Genomic DNA, 25,094 nt, shown 5'->3' with positions numbered 1-25,094 from the left:
AGGATGCACCCCATGATTCGCGACTTTGATTGGATTCGGGCGACGATGGCACTGATCTGTCTGGTTGTCGCCGATGGGCCGCGTCGATCGGCAGCGCAGGATGAGATTGCTGCTGCGACGGCACAGGACGAGACGCCCCTTCAGATCAGCCAGCAGGTTTTTCAAGACATCCGGAACCGGGATCTGGACGCGGCGTTGACGAGGCTTGGCGCCGCGACGGATCGCGTCGAATCCATCGGTGACTTGCTGTACAGCTCTCTTCCAGCCGCCGCTGCGGGCGTCCATCGGATGCTGGCCCAGCAAAGTTCCGATGAGCAGTACGAGTGGCTGCAGGGCTGGACGCTGCCCGATGACAAGCGGCAGTCGATCCGTTTGTTGACCGTCCCGGTCCCCACCGAGGCTCCGCCGAAAGTGTTTGCAAGGTCTCTGCGGGAGCGGCCGCGAGACACAACCTTTGCGGTAGCATCCGTTGGGCCGGTGAAAGGGCTTTTTTGCAGCGGTTGGGTGCTGGTGCAGGTGGCTGACGATCTGGGCCGGTTGGCGCGGCTGCGAACAACGCTTGAAGGGCTCGCGGAAAAGGGCGTCCGCGGCGCCGAGGAATTGCTGATGCTGGCCCACTTGGCGGGAAGTCGCGGAGACCTGGATCGCGTGGACCGCTACCTGCGGTCACGCGTGGAGTCCGGCGAAGCGGGGCAAGCCGAATTGGCGTTGGCCGAAGTGGTGGACCTGGCAATTGCATCGGCGGGAACCCTGCATGAACAAACGCAACCTGCCAGCGAGTCACTGTTGGCGTCGATGGTCGAGCGTAGCGGGAACGACAACGCAATTGACCTGCGGCCAATGCTGCGAATCGCGCACGCCGCGGCCGTTCAGAAATATCGTGGCGAATCGTCACCGGAAGAGATGTTTCGCAACCGGCTGGAAGACTGGGTTCCCGCGACCGTGCGTTCGGCAACCGATATCGTCCGAGGCCGCCGTGACGGCATCTGGTTGACTCACGAACAGCATCTCTTGCATCTGGCCGGTGGTGCGGCGGACGTGTTGTTTTTCCGGTATCCGCTGCAGGGTGATTTTGATTTCATCTGTGAAACCCAGGAAGGTGGATCCATCGGAACCGATGGCGGATTGGTCTACGGCGGGTTGCACTTTCAAACCGTCGGTCGGAAGGACCAATTGCTGGTCTGGGATGCCGACGTCAAACACCTGGTCACTCGGGTGTCCCCGTTCGCACGATCGGATTCGGACCCGGTGTTCAATCGTGTTTCGATTCGGTCGCGCGGCGACATTTGTCAGTTCGAATCAAATTTTCACCCGGTTTGGTTTGACGACCAAGCGGCGACGTCCAGCCCGTGGCTCGGGCTGCGGAGTTCCGGCACCAAACGTCCTGTCTTTCGCAATCTGCAGTTGACCGGAGATCCCGTGATTCCACGCGAGGTGGCTTTGATCTCCGGGGACCAACTTCGTGGCTGGCAGGCAAACTTCTTTGGCGAATCCTTGCCCCCGTTCCGAGATGCTCGCACGGATCCGGCAGCCGACGATGTGGCGGAGGACGCCGATTGGAGCATCCAGTCGGGTGAGCTGGTGGGACGGAAGCAGGCGACCGACGAAGCTGCGGAAAGCCCCGGCCTGTTGCGCTATCAGCGCCCGTTGTTGGATGGCGAATCGTTTCGATACGAATTCCTGGCCGAGGGCGACGCTTCATTGGTGCATCCCGCCGTGGGCCGTTTGGCCTTTCTGCTAGAACCGACCGGGATTCGGGTCCGTTGGATCACGACCGGTGACACGGAGTGGACAGGGCTGGAGCCGGAAAATGCTGCGTTGGAACCGCTCAACCGCCGTGGGCCACGCCCGCTGCCATTGCAGGATGGCCAGTGGAACACCGTTGATGTGCAACGCGGCGACGGGAAAGTGCGGATTCTGCTGAACGACGAACTGGTTTACGAACGTCCCTTGGACACCGAGGTCCCGACCCAGGCCGGGCTGTACCGGCCCGCACGCAACGGCACGACGCGGGTGCGGAACGCGACCTTGTCAGGGGACTGGCCGGAAACCGTTCCCACGGAGTTGCTCCGTCCGTTGACGCGGTGAATGAGATCGTGGCAATCCGCTCCCGCCACTTTTTATGTCGTTTCCAGCTCGGCCCGGCCGGTCAGGATCATTGCTGTAACGCGGAACGAAACTCTTCATTCGAGGTGACCCGCGAAGCCAGCTTCATGCGAGCTGTCAATTGCGCCATTGCGTCGGTAAGCATCCCGTTGTCGATCGTCGCATTGCCCAGCGCGTACCAACGAAGCTGGTTGGTGTCCAGATGCAGCTGCACCCAATTGGCGTCGGACTTCAGAACGTCGTCAGTCGTCGTGAAATGACTCAAATTTGTTTTTGGCAACGGAACACCCTCCATGGCCGCAAGCGTTCGGGTCTCTGCCGCGACTCCGCGTCGGACCTCGGCGTCAACAATCGCATTGATCTTTTCGTTGCGGACGGGCGCCCGGCGGTCAATGGTTCCATCCGGACGTTCGATAGATTCCGAAGCTGGATCATACGCTTCGACGTCGTAGAGCGATCCTCTGGAGTAGGGCAAGGAATCGGATAATGTTTCCGCGTCGCGTTGCGTCAACGTCCGGTCAGCAAACCCCGCCGATTGTTGCAGATTCTGTGCGTTGGCCGGTCCGCTGGGACCGTCCTCCACCCCGGCGTCGATCGCGCGGGCGATTTTTAGCGATTCCCGGTCCGCTCGCTCCTTGGCACTGATCGCAGCCGCGGTCTGGTCAGACTCGGTGGTGGATGCAATCGGCGGGCGTTCCAGCTGTCGCCAGCCGAACTGTTTCATCGACGCAAGGATCTTGTCCAGACGTTGGATCTTTGCGTTCAGATTGGCTCGTTGCTGTGAATCGCTGGTTTGCCTGGCCGCCGTGACCGCAAGCTTTCTCGCGTAGCTCGCGTCGGCCCAAACGACGCCCGCCAAGGCCCAATCGCTGATCGCGGAAACGTCGCCGTGGGGCCTGCCCTCCCTGGCGTCGCCGGCTTCATCGCCGATCGCGATCGAAGTTGAAAAGATCACCGCCAAAGCAAAAGCGACCGAAGTTGAATTGGCCCATCGGATGGAAAACATCATGGCTAGTCTCCCGGAATTCGATCGCTGAATGATGGCGACCGAAGAGTGGAATGAACGATCCCCAGACGCAACGCAATCGATAGATTGGCAACGGCCAATTCTACCCGTTTGTGCGATTCACAATTCCAAAAAGCAACGAATTGATCGCATTGGCCGGGACGGACGGTTGTGTCAGCAACTTCGGGCCTGCTCTTCGCGTGGTCGCGTCGGCGCCGGAGGCGAAATCGCGACACCGACGCACATCAGGCCACCTCGATCAATCGCGTCTGGATCAGGTAGGCTGTGAGTCTTCCGAAGCACACTTGGGACAGTTGCAGACCGCATCGCTCCAGGCGTCACAGGCCGGTGCGAAGGACGTTGCCGTCTGTCACGATCCGCTTGGAGTCGAAAGCCGGCACCTTGTCGCAGATTCATCCACGGAGAGTTGCTACATGTTGAATGCTGTGATCATTGTGTCGGCGCTCGGGTTAGCCGGATACCTGGCATTCTCGAAACGGTTGGCAGAATCCGGCAATTGGAAAGCAACGGTCACCCCGCTGGCGTCCATCATGGGCAGCGGGTTTCTGGTCAGTGCTCCGCTTCTGGCGGGCATCGTCGGCAACCTGGCCCTCGTTTGCATGGCGGTGTTGTTGATGTTGGCCTATGGCGTGGGCAGTGCGATTCGATTCAACATTCGACATTTTGAGCCGATCGAGAACAAAGGTCTCGGTGCGGCACAGTCCATCGCGTTCGTGTCACGAATTGTGCTGGCCGGCGCTTATTTCATTTCCGTGACGTACTATTTGCAGCTGTTGGCCGCCTTTCTGCTGAACGCAATTGGCATTCAGAGCGAAGTTGCGGCGCATTCCATCACGACGGCTTTGCTGATCACGATCGGAACGATTGGGGCCTGGCGCGGGCTGGGGATGTTAGAAGGCCTGGAGAAGTACGCGGTGGCTTTGAATCTGGGCATGATCGGCGCCCTGCTGCTGGGCTTGGCCGTCTACAACGCGCGTTTGCTGTGGGGCGGGAACTGGGCCTTGCCGGACGTTTCATCCGACATCGATTGGCACGACGTCCGCGTTCTGTTGGGACTGCTGATCGTCGTGCAGGGATTCGAGACGTCACGCTACCTGGGTGATGAGCATCCGGCACCACAACGCATTGCCACCATGCGCGCCGCTCAGCTCATCTCGGCGGCAATCTATTTGGTGTTCATCGCTCTGGCCACGACCCTGTTCCATTCCGGGTTGGGAGCCGACGTGACCGCCATCGTTCAGATGACTCAGCCGGTCGCATCCGTCCTGCCGATTCTGCTTTCGGTAGCCGCAATCGGCAGCCAATTCAGTGCCGCGGTTGCGGACGATGAAGGGGCGGGCGGTCTGATCGAGGACATCACGCATCGCAAGCTGCCGATCCGTTACGCTTACATCCTGATCCTGCTGGTCACTGTGGGGTTGACATGGGAAACCAATGTCAACGGCATCATCGCGTATGCGTCCCGCGCGTTCGCCCTGTATTACATGTTTCAATGCCTGGTAGCATGGATCGTCAGCTGGCAAGCCAAGGACTTGCCCGGCCGCACCAGGCGGCTGGTGGGATTCGCGCTGCTGAGTTTGATTTGTCTGTTGGTGTTCGTGCTCGGATTGCCTTCGGAATAGGGATCGCGACGCGACCGATCGATGTCGGACAACGCAGCCCGGCCCAGCATCGATTAGACTTAGATTCCCCCGCCAACCCGCCGCGTCACGGTTCGCATTGCGAACGTTGCAAAAACTGATGCACCGCCCCCTCGTTTTGTTGATTCTTGCCATTGCCACGATTTCCCGGGTAGGGAACGCGGCGGAGGTCGATTACGTTCGCGACATCCGGCCAATTCTCCAGCGGCACTGTTATCGCTGCCACGGTCCGGACCGTCAGAAAAGTGGCTTGCGTCTGGACATTCGTTCGGAAGCGTTCAAAGGTGGCGATGGTTGGGGGCCCAGCATCGTGGCCGGCCAGGCAAGTTCCAGTCCTCTGATCGAGCTGATCACCGCCGAAGATCCCGATACGCGGATGCCGCCCGATGGCGATCCGCTGCCGGCTCGCGATATCGAATCCTTGACAGCGTGGGTGGAACAGGGCGCGGTGTGGCCTGACGGAGTCGACACGGCGAAATTGGAAAACCGACGGGACCATTGGAGTTTCCAGCCGCTCGACCCGGCTGAGGGCGATCGCTGCATTGACGATTTCATCGATGGCAAACTTTCGCAGGTGGGTTTGCGTCGGAATCCTCCGGAACAGCCAAGGATTCTCGCTCGTCGAATTTGTTTCGACCTGACCGGATTGCCGCCGGACCCAGACGTCGTCGACGCGTTCATCCGCGATCCCGACGTCGGTCGCTTGGTTGACACGCTACTGGCTTCCGAGCGTTACGGGGAACGCTGGGCCCAGCATTGGCTGGATGTCATTCGGTGGGCGGAGACCGTGGGGTTTGAAACCAACGCCGAACGGAAGAACGCCTGGCCTTACCGCGATTGGGTGATCGATTCGCTCAACAACGACAAACCCTATGATCAATTTGTTTTTGAGCAGATTGCCGGTGACACCGTTGGCGAGGATGCGGCCCTCGGTTTTCTCGTGGCCGGCCCCGCCAATCTCCCCGGCCAGGTGGGACGCGACGAGGCGGCAATGCGAGGAGCCCGGCAGGACGAATTGGACGAAGTCATTCGTACCGTCAGCCAGGGCGTTTTGGGTCTGACGATCGGTTGCGCCCGTTGTCACGACCACAAATTTGACCCCATCACGCAACGCGACTATTACGCGATGCAAGCCGTGTTTGCCGGATTGCGGTATGGAACGCGACGTTGGCGTGGCCCGCAGAACGACGACTGGTCGTCTCAGGTGCCAGCCGCGCGCGAACGGGTCGAAGGGCTGCAGGCCGAATTGGAAACGCACCGCCGACGACACCATCTTCGCGAACCGCTGTCCGACGTCCACTCCGAGTCGTTCTTGCCGGTGACGGCCACAGCGATCCGAATGCGCATCGCAGCGACGACAAACGGGGCGCCGGCATCGCTGTACGAATTTGAAGTCTGGTCCAAGGCGAATGACGACGATGGTAAACGCGTCAACGTCGCGCTCGCTTCCAAAGGGGCGATCCCATCGGCTTCCAGCTTCGCCCTGGCCAACCAGTCGCGGCACTTCGACAATTTGGTGGACGGCTCGGTCGATCGCCGGCAAGCCTATCCCTGGGTAGCGGCGCAGGCGGGACCGGCATGGTTTCAGATCGACTTTGATGCACCGGCGACGATCGATCAGGTGACATTTCATCGCGGGGCCAGCATGCCGGCCGATTTTGTCATCGAAGCCCTGCCGGCCGGTGGCGATGCGTGGCGTGAACTGGTTCACAGCCGCGATCGATTCCCGCGGGTCGACGACGCTCGCAATCCAGATCGTGTTCAACTGGCATCGGTTTCTGCAGACCAAACCAAAAGCATCCTTTCGTTGTTGGCCGATTTGCGTCGCGCCCAGAGTCAATTGGCGCGTTTGTCGGCCGGGCCTCAGGTCTACGCCGCTGCCTTCGACGGCGAACCGGATACCACATACGTTCTGCACCGCGGCGACGCCATGCAGCGTCGCGATCCGGTCGACGCCGCTGTTCCCGAGTTTTTGGGGCAACTGAATTTGCCAGCTGAGGCGACCGATCCTCAACGGCGGATCGCACTCGCCCGACACCTGACCGATCGCGATCATCCGCTAACGGCTCGCGTGATCGTCAATCGTGTGTGGCAGCACCACTTTGGCACGGGCCTCGTCCAGACGCCGTCGGACTTTGGACGGATGGGCGCCGAGCCGTCGCATCCAGAGTTGCTCGATTGGCTTGCGGCCAAGTTCATTAATGACGGTTGGTCGTTAAAAAAACTTCATCGTCTGATTCTGACATCCCAGACCTGGCAGCAGTCCAGCGTCCCTCGCGACAAAGCACTCGCCATCGATGCCGGTTCTCGTTTGTTGTGGCGGTACCCTCCTCGACGCATGGAAGCGGAGGTGATACGCGATTCGATCCTTTTCATCAGCGGTAAGTTGAATCTGGAAATGGGCGGACCCGGGTTTGATTTCTTCAATCAACGGGGTGGCCTGTCGGACTATCGGCCCAAGCAGTTGTTCGACCAGCAGGGTTGGCGACGGATGATCTATGCCCACAAGGTGCGAATGGTCACCGTGGACGTCTTCGGTGCGTTTGACTGTCCCGACGCGGGGCAAATGAAACCACAAAGAACGCGTTCGATCACTCCCGTGCAATCACTGGGACTGCTCAACAGTCCGTTCGTCAATCGGCAAGCAGGCTTTTTCGCCGATCGGCTACGGAAACAAGCTGGCGACGATCTTTCCGAGCAGATCGATGTCGCGTTTTCGTTGGCATTTTCTCGCCAACCGACAGTGGACGAACGGGAGCGTCTGGTTCAGCTTGCATCCGACCATGGTCTGCAGCAGGTCTGCCGCATTCTGTTCAATACCAGTGAGTTTCTGTTTCTGCAATGAACCGCTCCAGCCAGATCACGGATCGTCGTCGGTTCCTGTCGCGGACCGTCGACGGATTGGCCAGCATCGCACTGGCCAGCTTGCTTGCCGATGAGAGCCCCGCGGCCGAATTGCCACCGTCCGATTCAGAAAAGGGAACGACTCGGCGGCCACATTTTCAGCCAAAGGCCAAGAACGTCGTCGTCATTTTTTGTTCCGGCGCGATCAGCCAGGTCGATACGTTCGATTACAAGCCGGAATTGGTTCGATGGGACGGGAAGCCGTTGCCGGGCAACGAAAAACTCGTTTCGTTTCAAGGCCCCAATGGAAATCTGACGCGGCCGCTTTGGAAGTTTCGACCGCGCGGCGAATGCGGCAAGATGGTTTCCGACTTGCTTCCGGCCATCGGTTCGCTGGCCGACGATCTTTGTTTCTTGCACTCCCTGACCAACACGTCCAACACGCACGGGCCGGCCGAGAATGTGATGAACACCGGCTTTGCGTTCGACGGGTTTCCCAGCATGGGAGCCTGGATCAATTTTGCGTTGGGAACTGAGAATTCCGACTTGCCCGCGTTCGTTGCCATCGAAGACCCCAGGGGAAACCCTCAATCGGGGCCCAACAACTGGGCCAGCGGTTTTTTGCCCGCGGCATTCCAAGGGACGCCGTTCTCCAGCACCAAACCCATCGGGTACTTGAATCGGCCCTCCGGCGTTTCCGCAACGGCCGACCGCGCGGCGCGGCAGACGCTGCAGTTTCTTGAACGACGCCACGCCGATCGGTTCCCCGGCGATCCGCAATTGGAAGCTCGGATCGCCAGCTATCAGTTGGCCGCCCGGATGCAGCTTTCCGTGCCGGAAGCCGTCGATCTGGCCAGCGAACCGGTGCACATTCAGCGGCTTTACGGGGCCGACAGTCCGAACGAACACAAAGCGTCCTTTGCCCGCAACTGCATCCTCGCCCGACGTTTGATCGAACGTGGGGTGCGGTTTGTCCAACTGTTCAACGGTGCGTACGCTTCGGGCGGCCGCTTGAACTGGGACGGCCATAGCGATCTGAAGCGGCAATACGATGTGCACGGCGAGATTCTGGACCAGCCCGTCGCAGGCTTGATTCGCGACCTCAAGCAGCGCGGATTGCTGGACCAGACGTTGGTCGTTTTCGCCACCGAGTTTGGCCGAATGCCGATGTTCCAACAGGGGACCTACGGTCGCGATCACAACCCGCAAGGCTTTACTTGCTGGCTGGCCGGAGCCGGGGTGCGGCGGGGAACTTCCTACGGCGCGACGGACCCTTTCGGTTTCCAGGCGACCGAGAACGTCGTGACGCCGCCGGATTTTCACGCCACGATCCTGCACTTGTTGGGGTTGGACCACGAGCGATTGACGTTCTACCACAACGGGATCGAACGACGGCTGACCAACGTCGAAGGCCACGTCATCGACGACGTGCTGGCGTAGGTCCGCCGTGACTTGGCAAGCCTGTTGGCGGCGACCGAAGACGCGACCAACATTGCATCGCAGTCCCAAGTTCTCTTGACGCGGTGGAGGCGTCGTCGATCAGGTACGCCGGATCAGGGCCGGATCAGGTGTGTTGGGCAGCGACGTTTTCGCCTTTGGGTTGCCCGATCCCGGCCAACAGGTCTTCGAACCAGGGTGCGTCGATGTCGAACGGTTTTCCGCCCTTGATGCGGTCAAATTCGATGGCGCGAAGTTCGTCGCCCCGTTCTTCGTCCTCGCCGATCACCCCGCTCTCTCCCGCCAGGCCGCATTCGACCGCTTTTCGAGCACAGCGAGCGATCAATGCCAGATCGGCCTCATTGGCACGGGCTGCCCGGCTGAAGTACCCGCTCTTCTGCACCAACGTTTTCTCGGCGTCAATCATTTCGGCAAACTGCTTTCCAAACCACTTGCCTGGATTGACGGCGTCCAGCTTGTAGTGGCCGAAGGCGTCCGTTGGTACTTCTTCGCCCCGCGATAGCATCTCGTTGACGATCGTGCTGACTCCGGCCCCTTCGGAGATGAACAAATTGACGCAATCCGATGCGTCCATGATCGCCCGCAGACGGTTGGCTTCGCTTTCCAGATCGAATCCCATTTCCGGAACGTACACGCCGTGAACTTCCTTGCGATCCCGGCTCAATCCCGTCTGCGGCAGGAAGTCCAATTCTTCCAATCGCTTGCGGTATTCATTCGCGGTGGCGGCCGTCAACCAGCCGCAGTTTCGCCCCATGACCTCGTGAACAATCAGCATGCGAGGGTTCGCGTTGTGCTCGGCCACCACGTTCTCGAAGAACCGGGCGCCCTGTTCGGCAGCCGTCCAAGCACCAAGACTTTGTTTGATCGGCACCACGTCGTTGTCGATGGTTTTCGGCAGCCCGACGACGGTGAGCGCATAATCGTTTTGGGACAAGAACGCTGCCAAGTCGGCTGCCGTTGTGTTGGTGTCATCTCCACCGATGGTGTGCAGCACGTCGACGCGGTCGGTCCGTAACTGTTCCGCGGCCACCTGCAAGGGATCGTCGCCTTCGCGCACCAGCCCGCGGCGCACGCAATCGTCGACATTCGTCAGTTTGACGCGGCTGTTCCCGATCGGGCTGCCACCGTGTTGGTGCAGCACCGCGGCCTGGTCGCGAACCTGCTGCGTCACCAGAAAGCTGTCCCCCTGCAGCAGTCCCATGTATCCCGATCGGTAGCAGATGATCTCGACTTCCGGAGCAACTTCGGTGTACGTCTCGATCAATGAACCGATTGCTGAGGAGAGGCAGGGGGCGAGGCCTCCCGCTGTCAAAATGCCAACACGTTTGACGGCCATAGTGATGATTCCTGTCGGATGTCGCTTGAAAGAGGATCGATCGTCGGCTTTGCGGAGCGGAACAACCCCGCGCAAGCCGATCGAGGCGGGCGCCGGGCGCGGCCTGATCGGTGAGACACCGATCTACCATATCGCGATGCCAGGCCGGCCAAAAGCAAACGGCGGCAATGCCGGATGACCCGACAATATTGCCGCTTAAGGGAAGGGAATCGCACGAGTCGCGGCTGATGGGGAAAGACCTCCCGCGCGTTTCCGGGATTTGACTTGAGGCCGACCGCGCTCAATAGCCTTCGTAGGAACTTTGCTCGCTGAGAAACGCCAGCACGCAAGCCGCGATCAAGATCACCGTTGGCAACAGGATGCGGCCAGCAACCCCCCGCAGTCCTGTGCCCGCGGAAAGCGGTCCCGCAAGGCTTGCGGCCAACCCCAGCGGGGCGATCGGAACCACGAGGTAGATGGCCGGCGAAATCTCACTGATCGAATTCACATACCCGACCAACAGGGTGCCCGCCGCGCACGTGGCAAAAGCCAATCCCCATCCTGGCAGCGGAGTCGAACGACGGGTCACGGTCGCATACAAGAACACGCCAAACGCGGACGATGCACCGGCAAGCGTCATTTGGCCGAACCTCAGATTGCCCGAAAGGATCAACACGATGGCCGCCGACATCAAGCTGAACGCCAGGACTGCTGAAAAGATTCGCCCGTCGAACTTGTTTGCCAAGGCTTCCAACGTCAGCGCGAGCAATGCGACGTACAGCGAATAACCGACCAGATAAGTTCCCCGAGAAGGTGACAGGTCGTCCCACGTCGGAACCAGAAACCAGGCGGAGAGGGTGGACACAACCAGGTACAACAGGAACCGCTCACCGGCCGACACGTCCGCCGCACGCCCCACCGGACCGACGATCGCTGCCGCAAGGCACAGGTGCGGAACCCACTGCCAATGCGACTCAGCGATCCAGGGGCCAAGTGCCAGGACGAAATAGCCGCACAAGAATCCGCTGATCAGGGACCACGACGAAGCGACGCGACCCGATGTCGGTTCGCGAAGCTTCGAGAAAACCCACATCAGCAACAGCGCCAGCACCGTCGGTGCGACGCAGCCCCACAGGATGTCTTGTGCGGTAAGTGGCATCGGAGATCAACTACCGGGCACTTCGGTGGGCTTGCCGATGATCACCGATAGCGCCACATCATCGCTGACCTTTCCCTGTCCGTAGCTCATCCCGAACTGCGTCCGGTCCAACTTGAAATCGCTTGTGAGCGTTAGACCTTCGGGCGAGATGCTCGTGGTGACGGGGATCTTGATTTCCTTTTTGACCTTCAGCAAGGTGAACTCACCGGTCACGACAGCCTTTCCGTCGCTACCAGACGCAACGGACGTCGATTTGAACGATGCCTTGGGATAGGTTCGCACATCGAAAAAGTCGGGGCTTTTCAAATGGGCGGTCAGTTTTGGAAACTCGGTCCACAGCGAAGTGGTGTCGATTTCAAAAGCAACCGATTGCAAAGTTCCGTCGGAATCGACTTCGGCGGTTCCGGTGAACTCCCCAAAGCCACCTTTTCTCGGATCCGGTTTGTCACCTTCGTGGGTCCCGACGAATTGAATGCTGGTGTTCTTGGGCGTCAGCTTCACGCTGTTGCCTTGGACGCTGACCGGCGTCACCCCAGTCGCGACCTCTTCGGCACTTAGCGTCAACGTGGAATTCTCCGTCCATCCGAACAGGCCGGCAAACAGGGATGCGACCAACAGCACTGGAATTCTCATCATAGGTCCTTGGGGTAATGGCAGGCGGCCAGGTTTTCGTCTGGAAATGTTAGCTGAAAGTCGTCAGACGGTGGGGAACCGGAGAAGGTCTGACGGGGACGGGATTCTAGCGGATTTCCTTGCGCCCGATCCGGTGGCGGATGATTTTCACCGCCCACGCTTTCCGAAATCCCTCGCCAATTCAATCGAATGGCGATCGACGTCTGGGGCTACAATCTGCACTTCACGGTGGACACTCCTTTGCAGGGTAAGCAAACAAGGTGCGCAAAAATGATGTTTTTACGAGTTTCCCTTTCGCTGGCCGTCACGGCCTGCGCGTCCCTCGTCGCTTTTGCCGACAAGGATGCGGCGATCCAACCGAGCATCGCAACGACCGGAACAGCTTCGATCAGCGAATCGTTTGACAGTCCGCTTTCCGAATTGATTCGAGTCGCGAAGGGCGATTGGAAGTCCTCTAACGGTGTCCTGACCGGGAAAGAGGTTGCCAGCGATCACCATGCGGCGGTCCTGATGCTGCAAAAGCCCAACCGGAATTCCGTGGTGCGGTTCTCGTTCAAACTGGACGGCATGACCAATGGGTTCCATTTCAGTCTGAATCACCGCCGAGGTCACCTGTTTCGCGTCGTGGTGTCGCCGTCAAAGTTGGCCATTCATTTGGACAAGGACAAAAAGGATCCGAAATCCAAGGTGTTGGTTTTGGACAGTGACGAAGCCAATTTTGCCCAGGACACCTGGTACACGATGCAGGTCGAGATGGTGGGAGATCGCGTCGCCGTGCAAACCGATAACGGTGCGAAGGTTGAAGCATCGAATCCGAAGCTTGATACCGACAAGCCCAACTATCGGTTCGTGACGCGGGGCGATTCGCTGTCGATCGACGATTTGAAGGTCTGGGAAGCGAACTGAATTGTCCGCATTTCCAACGTCCCCCATTCACCCAATCCGCTCGAGGAAGGGCTGGGGGACCAGAACTGGACCTTTTATCAGCGTGCTTTCGCCGATTCGCAGAAGTCGCGGGATGATGACTGACGCCAAGACGTTAGTGATATCACGCGCGACTCGCTGAGTGAGGTGGTGGTCCATCTGGCGATCAATCCCATGCGTTTTCTGCTTCACCCTCCCAGGTGTAGCACTGGGAGGGGCGAGCCGTGAGCGCGAGAAAGGGCTGTCGAAAATCTTCTCCGGCCGCTTCGACGGCCGGCTCTTCCGGAAGAAGAGTGAACACACCGCTCCGCAACGGACTTAATTGCAGCCACCACCGAGGGCCTGGTAGGCGGTGACGACCGCGCCGAGCTGCTGCTGCTTCGTATCGATCAAGACCATTTTGGCTTCTTGCAGGTCGCGTTGTGCCAGCAGCACCTCCATGTACTCGGCGCGGGCGTTTTGGAACAGCTTGGTCGCGTTGTCGACTGAGGACTCCAGCGATTGCAATTGCTGCTTCTTGATTTCGATGCTTTGTCCGTAATTCTCGACCTTCGCCATGCGGTTGATGACCTCGGTGAAAGCATTCAACACGGTTTGCTGGTAATTGTAGACCGCCTGCAACTGCATTGCGTTGGCCGTCAGGTAGTCGGCCCGGATCGCCTTCTTGTTGATCAACGGCGCGACCAGGTCTCCGGCAACGTTGTAGATCAGGGACTCGGGGCTGTTGAACAGATAACGCGTGTTGAAGGCTCTGTATCCGACTCCGGCGTTGAGTGCCAGCGAGGGATAGAATCGGGCGCGCGCAACTTTGACGTCCAGTCCCGCGGCGGCCAGTTCACGTTCTGCTTGCCGAATGTCGGCGCGATTTCGAAGTAGCTGCGAGGGGACGCCGGCGTACAGCGCCCGCAGATTCAGGTTGATGAAATCCTGCGACGCGCGTGCGACAGGTTGCGGGTAGCGACCGAGAATGAAGTTGATCCGGTTTTCGGCTTCGACGATCTCCTGCTGAATGATCAGCTTCTCACTTTGGTTCTTGCGAACTTCCGCCTGGAAACGCTGCACGGCCAGTTCGGTTCCGCGGCCGGCTTCTTTCTTCGCCTCGGCAATCTTCAGGCTTTGCTGCTGAATCTCGATCGTTTTGTCCAGCGTCGCGAGCTGGTTGTCCAAGGCCAACAGCTCGTAGTAGTTTTCGGCGACTTCCGCGATCAGGCGTGTCACGACGTAGTTCCGGCCCTCTCGGGTTCCCAGGTAACGCAAGGCCGCGGCATCCCTGGCATTTCGCAGTTTTCGCCAGATGTCCAATTCCCAGGTGACGTTGGCAGCCACCAGGAAGTCGGGCAACGGATCCGGAAACGATCGACCGGGCGCCACGTCCAACTGCTCCTCGACGGCACCTTCGCGAGTGAATTCGCTGGACTTCTCCAGCCCGGCGCCCGCTCCGGCGGTGACGAACGGAAAGTACTCCCCTTTGCGCGCCAGGATTTCGTTGTTGGCGATCCGGATTTCCTGGGCTAGGATTCGCAGCTCTTGGTTGCCGACCAGAGCCTGGTTGATCAAACCGATCAGCAGCGGGTCGTCGAAGAACTCGCACCACTGGATGTTGCCCGAATTCTGCCATTGGAAACTCCCGTCAAAGTTTTCCATTTCGTAAGCCGGGTCGACGGTCGCCAAGCTGGTGGCGCCGTCGATGTCATCCGATTCATTGCCATCGATGTCCTCCAGATCGGTTGCCCCATTGATGATTTCCAATCCGTTGGTTTCATCAAACTCGTCCAGGCTGACGGATTCTTCCAGGCCTTCGGCTTCGGCTTGATCGAATTCCTCCGAACCAGCCGCTTCGATGAAGTTTGCAAAGCTGGCGGCATCTTCGCCGCCGTCCGACTTTTTGGATCCATCGTAGCTGGCCAGCGTGGTCGCCTGGCCGGAAGGAGACGGATGGGCCGCCTGATCGTCACCGGACGTTTGGGGCGCACCGTAGGTTTGGGGCGCACTGTACGTCTCGGGCATGTTCGGCGGTTCATCAAAGTACTGCGCCGGCCCGTTGTAAGTTTCCGGAAGCGATGGTCCCCGCTTCGCCCGTTGGAGCTGGGGGATGCCGCATGCCGGCAAGACCAGCATGAAGCTGGTCGCGATCGCTGTCGATAGTGCGAGGTTTTTACGTCTCGCGTTCGAAGAGCTCACTGAGCGGATCATCATGTTCATCCTTGATTAAGCTACGTCCATCGGCGATCTTGCCGAACAAGTAATAGAGTCCGGGGATCACCAAAACCCCGACCAGAGTTCCCATCAGCATCCCGCCGACGGCGGTCGTCCCGATCGTACGATTGCCGATCGCCCCGGGACCGGTCGCACGTACCAACGGAATCAGACCGGCGATGAAGGCAAACGAAGTCATCAGAATGGGCCTGAATCGAAGTCTTCCTCCCTCGATCCCGGCATCCTTGATGCTCAAACCTTCGTGGCGGCGCTGGACGGCGAACTCGATGATCAAAATCGCGTTCTTACCCAGCAAACCGACCAGCATGACCAAACCGATCTGGCAATAAACGTCGTTCGCCAGACCCATGGCCTTCAGGAACAGAAACGATCCAAACAAGCCGACCGGCAGTGAGACGATCACCGCCAGAGGCAACAGAAAGCTTTCGTACTGTCCCACCAACACCAGGTACACGAAGACCACGACGATCAAGAAAATGTAGATCGCCGTGTTCCCCGCCTTTGCTTCGTCATAAGCCAAACCCCGCCAGTCGATGTCAAATCCATACGGCAGCGTCTCCGCAGCGACCTCTTTGATCGCCGCGATCGCCTCACCGCTGCTGTATCCCGCGGCCGGTGCCCCTTGAATGGGTGCGGTCGGATACAGGTTGTATCGACTGATTTCGTTCAGCCCTTGCTTCTTCTTGATTTGCATGAACGCGGAGTAGGGAACCATTTCCCCGGCATCGTTCTTGACAAACATGTTGTCCAAGTCTTCCGGATACCGGCGAAACTCCGGTGCCGCCTGGACGTACACTTTGTAGAACTGACCGAAACGGACGAAACCTTGCTCCCAGGTACTCCCGATGACGATGGACAGGTTGTCCATTGCGTCGCGGATCGAGACTCCTTTTTGCATGGCCACGTCGTTGTCGATCACGATCTCATATTGCGGATAGTTGGCGGCAAAGAAGGTGAACAGGCCTTTGAGTTCTTTGCGTTTGCCCAACGCCTCCATGAACTTGTCGGTCTCTTCTCCGAGCGCCTGGTAGTCGCCACTGTTGGTCTTGTCCAGCAGATTCACGGAGAACCCGCCGGCCGCACCAAACCCGGGCACCGCAGGCGGTTCAAAGAACTCCAGTTTGACGTTGGCGATATCGGCGCCGCGTTTCTCCAACTCCTCAATGATTTCTTTTGAAGTCAGTTTCCTTTCCGACCACGGCGTCAGGTTGATGATGCAGGTTCCCGCGTTGGATCCCCGGCCCTCGGTCAAAACCTCGTAGCCCGCGATGGAGGAAACCGAGGTGATTTCGTCCATCTGTTTGCAGATCGCCTGGAGCTCGTGGCACTTGGAATTGGTGTACTCCAACGTCGATCCGGGAGGCGTTTGCACGATCCCGTAGATCATGCCTTGGTCCTCCAGCGGAATGAAACCTGAGGGCAGGACCTTGTTGACGACCAGAATTCCGTATCCGAATGCCGCGATGATGACCACCGTCATCACCCGGCGTGTGATGATTCGACTGAGGATCGCGGCGTAGCCACCGGTCACCTTCTCCACGCCGCGATCAAACAGGTGCAAGAAGATGCCCAGCGGTCCGCGCTTCTTCTCGCTGCCATCGCTTCCGGAAAACGTTGCCCGAAACGACAGGATCGCCAACGCCGAGACGACGCCGACGATGATCCACGTGCGCCTTTCCGTCAGCGTCATCTGTTCGGAAATCAGTTCGTGCACAAATTCGTTGTGCAGCAGGAAATAAACCCCGGCACCAACCGCCAGCCCCAGCGACACGCACAGGATGCCTCGCAATACCGGTGCGGCACGACCGCCGGCCTTGTTCAGCCCGCGGTTGACCAATCCGACCACGCCACGCTGTTGCCCGTGGTCGGAAAGCGGCTTCAAGATCATGGCGCACAAGACCGGCGTCAGTGACAACGCCACCACCCCGGAAAGAATGATGGACATCGCCATCGTCAGCCCAAACTGGCGGTAGAAAACCCCGACCGGTCCGGTCATGAATGTCACCGGGATGAACACCGCGGTCATCACCAAAGTGATGGCAATGATCGCCCCGCTGATTTCGTGTACGACCTCGACCGTCGCTTGATAGGGGCCGAGATGTTTCGAGTGCATTTTCTCGTGCACCGCTTCGACCACCACGATGGCATCGTCCACCACCACGCCGATCGCCAACACCAACGCGAACAGCGTGATCAGGTTGATCGACATCCCGAACATCAGCATGAAAAAGAACGTGCCGATCAACGACACGGGAACAGCCAGCGTCGGAATCAACGTGCTGCGAAAATCGCCCAAGAACAGATAGACCACCAGGGACACCAGGATGAACGCTTCGAACAGCGTGTGCAGCACCTTCTCAATCGACGCATCCAGGAAGTGCGAGACGTCATACGTGACGGCGTAGTCCATCCCGGGAGGAAAGGATTGCTCCTTGATCTCCTGAACCTTTTCTTTGACCTTTTCAATCACCTCGGCGGCGTTGGAGCCGGGGGTTTGTTTCAGCACAATCGCGGCCGAAGGCAACCCGTCGATGTCCGAGTAGAGGTCGTAAAAAGACGAACCCAGGGAGACTTTGGCGACGTCTTCCAGTCGCAGGATTTCCCCTTCCGGATTGGACTTCAAGATGATTTTGTTGTATTGCTCGGGCGTCTTGTAACGCCCCACCCAAGTCAGCACGTACTCCAGGGTCTGTGACGTTTGCCCGGTTGCCTGGCCGAGCCGACCGGGCGATCCGATCATGCTCTGTTCGTCAAGTGCCTTCATCACGTCTTCGGCGTCGACCTTGTAAGCACGCATGCGGTCCAGGTCCAATTCGACCCGCATGGCGTACGACCGGTTCCCCAGAATTGTCGCGCGACCGACGCCCGGGATCCGCTTGATCTCGTTCAGGACGTTGACGGTGGCATAGTTGTAAAGAAAGTTCTGGTCGACATTGGGGTCGGTGCTGAAGACGTTCACGTACATCAACATACTCGTCATGTTCTGCATGACGATGATCCCTTCCCGCTCCACAATCGGTGGGAGCTGGTTCTTGACCATGTTGACGCGGTTGTTGACGTTCATGACCGCGACGTTGGGATCCGTGCCGGGCTCGAAAACGACCTGAATCGTTCCCTCACCGGCACTCGTGGCGTCGCCCATCATGTAACGCATGCCGGGAACGCCATTGATCGCTTGTTCCAAGATCACCATCGTGGAATCGATCAGGATCTTGGCGCTGGCACCCGGGTACGAAACCGAAACCCGAACGCTCGGTGGTGCGACCGAGGGGAATTGCGAAATCGGCAGCGTGTTGATCGCCAGCCCACCCATGAACAGGATCAGCAGCGAGATGACGATCGCTAACGCGGGCCGATGCAGAAATCTTGCAAACATTGACGAGGTTCCTTATTCAGCCTTGTATTTCAAGTTGCTAAGGACCTCTTCGGGAGCTTGAAACTCATACTCCACTTGGTCGCCGTCTCGCACCTGACGGATGCCCTCCAGGACGATTTTCTCTCCTTCCTCGATGCCGTCTTTGATCACAAAGATGTCGGGCAGTTCTGTTTCGATGTTGATTTCACGTTGGTGCACCACGTTGTCATCGCCGACGACATACACGTAACGCTTGGCAAGAATCTCGTAGGTCGCTCGCTGAGGGATGACGATGGCATCCTTCAAGACGCGGCTGATCAGCACGCTTCCGGTCTGGCCGTGACGGAGCAAACCGTCGGGATTGGGAAAGTCCGCCCGAAAGGCGATGTTGCCGGTCTCGTTGTTGAAATCAGCTTCGATCGCACTGATCTTGCCCGAGTGGGGGAAGATCGTGTGGTTGGCAAGCTTCAGGTCGATCTGCAGTTTGTCTTCGTCCTTCGCCAGACCGGCCTTGTATTCCAGATACCGAGCCTCGGGGACATTGAAGTACACCCACATCACGCTGTTGTCCGACAGCGTCGTCAGAATGTCACCCTCTTCAATCAGGCTTCCCTGTTGATGATGCAGGCGGTCGATGATGCCCGTGAACGGCGCCGTGACATTCGTGAAGTTCAACTCGGCTAACGCCAAGTTCACTTTCGCCTTCGCCTTGGATAATTTCGCCTGCGCGAGCGCCACTTCCTGCTGCGAAACCACGTTCTGCTTGAACAGCTTTTCCGTGTTGTTGTATTCAATCTGCGCGAGTTGGGCTTCCGCTTCCTCCGACTCCAGCTTGGCCTTGTAAAGCGGCGGATAGATCTTGAACATCAAGTCGCCTTCGTTGACCAGTTGCCCCTCCTGAACCGGAATCGCTTCGAGATACCCGGTCTCCAACGCGCAGACTTCGATATGTCGGCACGAGTGAATCTGGCAGACATACTGCTGCGTGCTGGTGACGTCCTTCGACTGGGGGCTGGTGACAATGATCTTGTGCTGGTGATGCTCGCCGCTGTGCTCCCCGCCGTGCTCGCCGTGTCCTCCTTCTGCGTGCTCTCCACCGTGCTGTGATGCTTCGAGATGCTCTTCGCTATGAGTCACATCGTTCAGATGCGCCTCCAACTTGGTACAGGCGGGCAGGATCAGGCAAACGGATGCCATCAGGATCGCTGGGATTGGTGAGACTTTCATAGTGGTTGTCGTTGGATGGTTGCCTTCCGGGGCCAGGCCCCGGCGGTTCGGCAGAAATCGTGGATCGGTTCAGGAAGCTTCTTTCACTCCAGACGCGGGCTGCTGTCGTGTCGTCCGCACGGTGAAAATCCGGGCCGGATTTTTGTTCCGATTGCGGCCGCAGCCACGCTCGCCATGGGGTCGGCTGCAATAATCTGCGTGCCTGCGTTTCGGCCGTCGGCGAATCCGTTTTTCGATTCGCTTAAGACCGACGCGAAACGCGTCATGGCGGTGGCTGCAAGAAATTGCGTGGCGGCGTAACCGTTGTCCGTGAATCGGGTCTCCGATTCGCGTCTCATTGCGGCGAAACGCTTGATGGCGACGTCGGCAATTCATTGCATGCCAGCTTCAGAGTCCTTTGGTTCGGCAAACCCCCGTTCGGGACGCGACGGGCTTTAAAGGCATGTTTGCCCCCGTTTTCAGCGTCTCAATGGTGTTGCCAGCACTTGAACTCTGTCGCTGATTAGCAAGACGCAAATCAGGGACCAATCGCTCGCTTCCCTCATCCTCCTCCAAGTTTGTTCAATCCGAAAACTCGACCTGTCTTCACTTCTGCCGGTGTCACCGCTCGCGTTGGCTCCGCTGCTTTCGCGAGCTCCACCCAACAATCCGTTTCATTGGTGTTTTCGGCAAACGTCGAAGACGATAATTGCAAAATTTGGTCACTTTGCTGCGGTCGCTGGCCGAGATCGAGCGGCTGAAGCGTGATGCGTCGCGCCCGCAGATAGCCGATGAGATGGAACCGTTGCCGGCACTCGCCATTGATGGAGCGAGTTTGCCGGGGTGCCATTGAGTCAAGTGTTGCGGCGCAAGTGATTTCCCCTTGATCGTTGCAACGGTACGGTTTGCAATGGCTTAGGCTGGTGACCGACCCGGCGCGGATCCACGCGTCGCTTGCCGCAGATGAGATCAGCCGATCGATCGCTATCCACGATTCAATGTGAGGGCACCATGGAGGCGTTGGAACGCTACGAGTTTGATGCGCAATGGTTAGTGTCTCATTTTCCGCCGGAAGTCCACGACGCGAACAAACGAATTGTTTTCGACATGGCCTGTTCCGCGGGTTCCGAACACAGCGGCACCGTGAGTTTTTCACGTTGGCGAGAACAGGACTTGCCTGAAACGATGACTCGCGTCGCGGAGCGTCCGGCATTGGAACTGGACGATGCGTTCTCTTCGTATCCTGCCTCGCCGCCTGATCAAGTGGAATGGCACCTGAACTTCGCTCACCATCACCTATTCATTGCCTACGGTGGTCCCCTGTTCGCCCAAGATGAAATGCAGGTCGCCGAACATCCTGCGTTGGCTTCGTTGCGTCACGCCGTGATCGATGCCGGCGGAACGCCGATGACGGTGAAAGACGGAGCAGCCACCCCCGTGTGCATCATGGGTGTCCACCGTCGCTGCGCGGTGGCCACTGAACCTAATGCGTCGGCGGGTCGGCCTTACGGCTTGTACGGAAATGCCTTTGCGCGGGCGAGTCCCGATACGATTCGTCGGGCGGTTAGCGTCCTGGACCCGCCAACGATCAGTAACGTGTTGGCAATGGAGGCCCCCGTTTGCGGCCACGGCCAGTACACGTTGCAGCAGATCCGATCGATCCTGGCTGCGACGTTGACCGGGTTCCGGGCCGCCGTCCTTGAGTCCACTCGGTCCGTTTCACCCACGGTCAAGACAGTCATTCACACCGGTTACTGGGGCTGCGGGGCCTACGGCGGAAACCGGCGACTGATGCCCCTGCTGCAGTTGATTTCCGCCTGCGCAGCGGGAGTCGACCGATTCGTGTTCCATAGCGGCGGAGATGCGAGCGGATATCAATACGCGCTGGAAGTCTTGGATTCGATTTTACCCGCCGGGCAATCCGTTTCGACGAATTCGTTGTGTGACCAGATCGAAGACTTCGGATTTCAATGGGGCGTCAGCGACGGAAATTGACCTCGAAGTGGTCCTGCGGACCAGCGAAGCGGCGATGTCGATCTGCGTGCATGACGATTGAGGGAAGTACAAAGTGTCGCGGCCTCTGCGAACTTCGGTCCCGAACCGGTGCTCACGATGGCGTGTTGTAGATCACCGGCATTCGGCCCCTCCAAGCGTTCCACAGTTCGTCGTCAGTGATCAATTCGGTCATGAAGTGGGCGACATTGACGCGGCTGGTTTTGCCTGGATTGAAGATTGCGCTGCGAGTCGGTGAAGAATGAAGTTGGTAGGGATTCACCGAGTCTTCATCGACCAGGCTGTCTGGACGAATGACTACCCACTCGATGGCGGTGTCGTTTTGACCGACATTTGTCCGAAGAAAATCGGCGGCTTCTTCGTTGTCTCGATGCGGTGGGACCAATCGTCGCAGCAGTCCGATCACGCAGCTTTGCGCTATCGAGACCGGTTCTTGGAGGTCACGATTGCTGTTGCCCGCGGTGTTCATCAGCAGCAATTTGATCGGCTTGCCGGAGTGATGTTCGCCAACCGCTTGGCAGGTTCGCCGGATTGCGTCCGTCACCAACCGGCGCGGATGTCCAAAGATCCCCTTCAGACTCAGGTTGTGTCCCAGGCAGGAAGCGACGGCGTCGCAACCGTCGACCAGGTCCGCAAAGGCTTTTTCGCTGAGATCCAAGACGCTGTCCTGAATCATTGTCAGCCGGTCCTGCTGCTGGAGGGCCTCCGGCAGCTTGTCTCGCGAACGCACCAGCGCCTTGACAGCGAGTCCTCGGTCGAGCAGCTGTCGTACCAGCAGCATCCCCGTCGCGCCGGTTGCCCCCAGGACCAGCACCGTTGTTCTGTCGTTCATCGCGTCTCGGATTTCAATGCTTGTGGTTTGGCTGCTAAATCAGTCGATTTGGAAGTCGAGGATTCGATCGGTGCACTGGCAGCGACGCAAGTACCGCTGCACGAGAATCAGGCGATGGAACGTGGTACCAAGTCTTGTGGGGGCGTCCGCGTGGAGATCGGGATCGTGCCTGTCGGGTGCGTCGTCGGTTCGTCTGGGGCTTCCTGCAGTCGCTTCCGGTCGGAGGGAGATCCACCAGTTGCACATCGGGGACAGTTTTGAATCGGGTACAATGGCGGCCGGTGGCAATCAGGTCCGGCCTATCTCATTCACCGTGACAGAGTCTGCGATGGACAGAGCAAGTTTTGAGAATCGTTTGAAAAGAATTTATGACGTCCGGTGCGAGGGAGACGTGGACGCGGCGCTGGAGTGTTTTCGCGAAGACGCCGTTTTTCGCATTTCGACGGCTAACGAAACATTGCTTCCTCGCACCGCCGCGGCACCCGCCCTGCTGCGTGACGTGATGACGCAGTTGTTTGAGGTCTGGGACTGGCAGGAGATTCTCGAATGGAAGGCCGTGATCGATGGCAACGAAGCAGCCATCCGCTATCGACTGAAGGCGACGTTCGTTCCCAACGGCCAACAGATCACGACGGAGATCTTTGACCAGATCACGCTCGATGACGACGGATTGGTCACGGAGTTTGTCCAATTCCTGGACACCGCGGAGGTGTTGAAAGTCGTGACGACCGAGCCTTAGGCGTTATCTAAAAACGAATGGCGACGCTCGCCAGAGTGTGGCTTTCAGGTACGGGTTGGTGGCTGGCACCAACTTTCGCTTACTCCAGATTAATTGGTGGGTGGCACCAACTTGCGTACTCGCGACGCAATCAACTGGTCAACCAAATTGGTGGCTGGCACCAACTTTCCCAACTTGCGTGCTCGCGACGCAATCAACTGGTGGCTGGCACCAATTTTCCAACTTCCCCAGGTTGCTTCAGCCTAGGTCTGCTTTTTTGTTCAGTCCTCGGTCCTTGAGCCACGCTGCGACCGCGGCGCGGTCTGACTTGAGTGCCTCGATCGGGTCGTTGGGGTCGATTTCCTGGGACTTGAAACGGATGGCTCCGACGCCAGGCATCGCTATTGTCCGCCTTGCATACCCGTATCGAGAAGATTGAAGCGTCCGTGTCGCGTAGTCGAGTGCATTCATTCCGGCGAGTCCGCCATGCAGGTCGTTTAGAACGCCTGCAACAACCTGACCTCGCGGCGTCTGAAACACTGGGCCGCGACGACCGATGCTCAAACCACCCCGATTGCTGACGGAAGTCGATTGATTCCATCGCACGTCCACGACCGTCTGGCTTCCGCCTTTGGCAAGTTCAGATTTTCCGCAACCGAGTTCGGAAACCGCTTGCAGATCAGCGCCTTTTTGAACCAGCAGTTTGACGAGGGAAAGGTCGCCTGTTGCGGCGGCAAAATGCAGCAGAGTTTTTCCACCACATCGGGCGTCGACACTCAGGTTTCCGTTTTCAATTGCGGTGATCACCGGTTGAGAATCGCCCAGGATCAGAGATTCAATCTCTTTCGGGTATTTCAATGTGGTGCTGACATAAGTGGGTTGAATCAGCGCTAATTCGTCGAGACTCAAGCCGGAGTCACGTTGCCATTCCGCCAGTCCGAGAGTTTTGATGTCATTAAGGAGGTCCAGCTGATGTTCTGAGTTGATAGCGTTTGCCAAGCCTGCGTGTCCGGAAGTGGCGATCAGATGACCGACGGCGCAGTGAGTTCCCCACGGATCGATGAAGACCGGGCAGCGTCCGGCTGTGAAAACGTTACGTGGGAAGTTGCCATTCGCCGCATAGGCCCGCAAGCTATGGATGTGGGCCAAACGGTTCGTCAATTGCGATTCGCTGAGATGGTGAATGTCTGCCGTTTGCAGTTCGCTGATGACCAGCATCAGGTGAGTTTGAATCAACGACACCTCGTCGTCGATGGACCCAGCGTCAACAACAATGTCGAAGTTCGGGTCACGATCGGCCCAGTTCTCATTCAATTCACACAACGCTCGATACAGCCGAGCGGTAGCCTCAACTTCAACCTCACCATTTTCGTCCGGATGGGATACCTGGTCTGCCGAAGAGACGGATTTGGGGGTCCCGCCGCGGAGCATGCCGGCTGACGTAAACAGCGTCAGAAACGCGAGGCAGGCGAATATTTGGAAAAGCGGGTTTTTGCGAGTCATCGTATTGTTTCCTCAAGAGCCGGTGGATGGTTGAGCCAAAGCTTCTCAAAAACCTCCTGCGAATTCGGTCATCAGCTAGCTCAAACGAATCCGGCAGTTTTTTTAGATTGGTGCCAGGCACCAATTATTTGACAAGTTCTGGCA

At 58.5% G+C, this 25,094-nt stretch carries 16 protein-coding genes; 7 read left to right on the top strand and 9 right to left on the bottom strand.

Translation table 11 applies throughout. From position 1 onward, the window contains the following. Positions 1-12: 12 nt before the first annotated feature. The gene (locus tag FYK55_RS25660) at positions 13-2,088 is read left to right on the top strand and encodes a DUF1583 domain-containing protein (protein WP_235908980.1); all 2,076 of its coding nucleotides are present in this window, start codon (positions 13-15) and stop codon (positions 2,086-2,088) included. A 67-nt stretch (positions 2,089-2,155) separates the two neighbouring features. Here the strand turns inward: FYK55_RS25660 and FYK55_RS25655 are convergent, their stop codons facing one another. Beyond that, positions 2,156-3,115, bottom strand: coding sequence for a hypothetical protein (locus tag FYK55_RS25655; RefSeq protein WP_150079495.1), 960 nt, complete (start codon positions 3,113-3,115; stop codon positions 2,156-2,158). Between the two features lie 302 nt (positions 3,116-3,417). Between FYK55_RS25655 and FYK55_RS25650 the strand changes: the two genes are divergently transcribed. The 3 genes from FYK55_RS25650 (at position 3,418) to FYK55_RS25640 (ending at position 9,057) form a co-directional block, all read left to right on the top strand. Further along, entirely contained in the window at positions 3,418-4,755 is a 1,338-nt protein-coding gene (locus tag FYK55_RS25650) for a hypothetical protein (RefSeq protein WP_235908979.1), read from the top strand. A gap of 118 nt (positions 4,756-4,873) precedes the next feature. Next, on the top strand, positions 4,874-7,618 hold the full coding sequence (locus FYK55_RS25645; protein WP_150079493.1) for a PSD1 and planctomycete cytochrome C domain-containing protein: 2,745 nt from the start codon (positions 4,874-4,876) through the stop codon (positions 7,616-7,618). After that, a complete protein-coding gene (locus tag FYK55_RS25640; protein ID WP_150079492.1) occupies positions 7,615-9,057 on the top strand; it encodes a DUF1501 domain-containing protein in 1,443 nt (480 codons plus the stop codon). The genes FYK55_RS25645 and FYK55_RS25640 overlap by 4 nt, the downstream gene beginning before the upstream one ends. A 124-nt stretch (positions 9,058-9,181) precedes the next feature. Here FYK55_RS25640 and FYK55_RS25635 read toward each other — a convergent pair whose 3' ends face one another. From FYK55_RS25635 to FYK55_RS25625, 3 genes are all read right to left on the bottom strand, one after another. Next, entirely contained in the window at positions 9,182-10,411 is a 1,230-nt protein-coding gene (locus FYK55_RS25635; protein WP_150079491.1) for a pyrophosphate--fructose-6-phosphate 1-phosphotransferase, read from the bottom strand. 280 nt (positions 10,412-10,691) lie between these two features. Beyond that, entirely contained in the window at positions 10,692-11,549 is an 858-nt protein-coding gene (locus tag FYK55_RS25630; protein WP_150079490.1) for a hypothetical protein, read from the bottom strand. A gap of 6 nt (positions 11,550-11,555) precedes the next feature. Continuing rightward, on the bottom strand, positions 11,556-12,185 hold the full coding sequence (locus tag FYK55_RS25625; protein WP_150079489.1) for a YceI family protein: 630 nt from the start codon (positions 12,183-12,185) through the stop codon (positions 11,556-11,558). Positions 12,186-12,452: 267 nt separating this feature from the next. Between FYK55_RS25625 and FYK55_RS25620 the strand changes: the two genes are divergently transcribed. Next, on the top strand, positions 12,453-13,088 hold the full coding sequence (locus tag FYK55_RS25620) for a hypothetical protein (protein WP_150079488.1): 636 nt from the start codon (positions 12,453-12,455) through the stop codon (positions 13,086-13,088). 336 nt (positions 13,089-13,424) lie between these two features. Here FYK55_RS25620 and FYK55_RS25615 read toward each other — a convergent pair whose 3' ends face one another. Genes FYK55_RS25615 through FYK55_RS25605 form a run of 3 tightly spaced genes read right to left on the bottom strand, consistent with a single transcriptional unit; the run spans position 13,425 to position 19,905 of the window. Next, entirely contained in the window at positions 13,425-15,287 is a 1,863-nt protein-coding gene (locus FYK55_RS25615) for a TolC family protein (RefSeq protein ID WP_235908978.1), read from the bottom strand. Then, positions 15,262-18,699, bottom strand: coding sequence for an efflux RND transporter permease subunit (locus FYK55_RS25610; protein ID WP_150079487.1), 3,438 nt, complete (start codon positions 18,697-18,699; stop codon positions 15,262-15,264). Before FYK55_RS25610 ends, FYK55_RS25615 begins: the two co-directional genes overlap by 26 nt. 12 nt (positions 18,700-18,711) lie before the next feature. Beyond that, positions 18,712-19,905 (bottom strand): efflux RND transporter periplasmic adaptor subunit, encoded by a 1,194-nt coding sequence (locus FYK55_RS25605; RefSeq protein ID WP_150079486.1) that lies wholly within the window; start codon positions 19,903-19,905, stop codon positions 18,712-18,714. 942 nt (positions 19,906-20,847) lie between these two features. On the opposite strand from FYK55_RS25605, the gene FYK55_RS25600 reads away from it, so the two are divergent. Beyond that, positions 20,848-21,879, top strand: a complete 1,032-nt coding sequence (locus FYK55_RS25600; protein WP_150079485.1) for a hypothetical protein — start codon at positions 20,848-20,850, stop codon at positions 21,877-21,879. Between the two features lie 112 nt (positions 21,880-21,991). Here the strand turns inward: FYK55_RS25600 and FYK55_RS25595 are convergent, their stop codons facing one another. Continuing rightward, positions 21,992-22,729, bottom strand: a complete 738-nt coding sequence (locus tag FYK55_RS25595) for an NAD(P)-dependent oxidoreductase (protein WP_150079484.1) — start codon at positions 22,727-22,729, stop codon at positions 21,992-21,994. 328 nt (positions 22,730-23,057) lie between these two features. Here FYK55_RS25595 and FYK55_RS29280 point away from each other — a divergent pair, with 328 nt between their 5' ends. Next, positions 23,058-23,468 carry a nuclear transport factor 2 family protein gene (locus FYK55_RS29280; RefSeq protein WP_161604749.1) on the top strand — a complete coding sequence of 137 codons (411 nt, stop codon included), beginning with the start codon at positions 23,058-23,060 and terminating at the stop codon, positions 23,466-23,468. Positions 23,469-23,705: 237 nt separating this feature from the next. Here the strand turns inward: FYK55_RS29280 and FYK55_RS25585 are convergent, their stop codons facing one another. Then, a complete protein-coding gene (locus FYK55_RS25585; RefSeq protein ID WP_150079482.1) occupies positions 23,706-24,950 on the bottom strand; it encodes an ankyrin repeat domain-containing protein in 1,245 nt (414 codons plus the stop codon). Positions 24,951-25,094 lie beyond the last annotated feature (144 nt).

This window comes from Roseiconus nitratireducens (assembly GCF_008629675.1).
GTDB classification, from domain to species: domain Bacteria; phylum Planctomycetota; class Planctomycetia; order Pirellulales; family Pirellulaceae; genus Stieleria; species Stieleria nitratireducens.
Note: the sequence above shows the minus strand (reverse complement) of the source record. Positions and strands in the feature narration are given on the sequence as shown.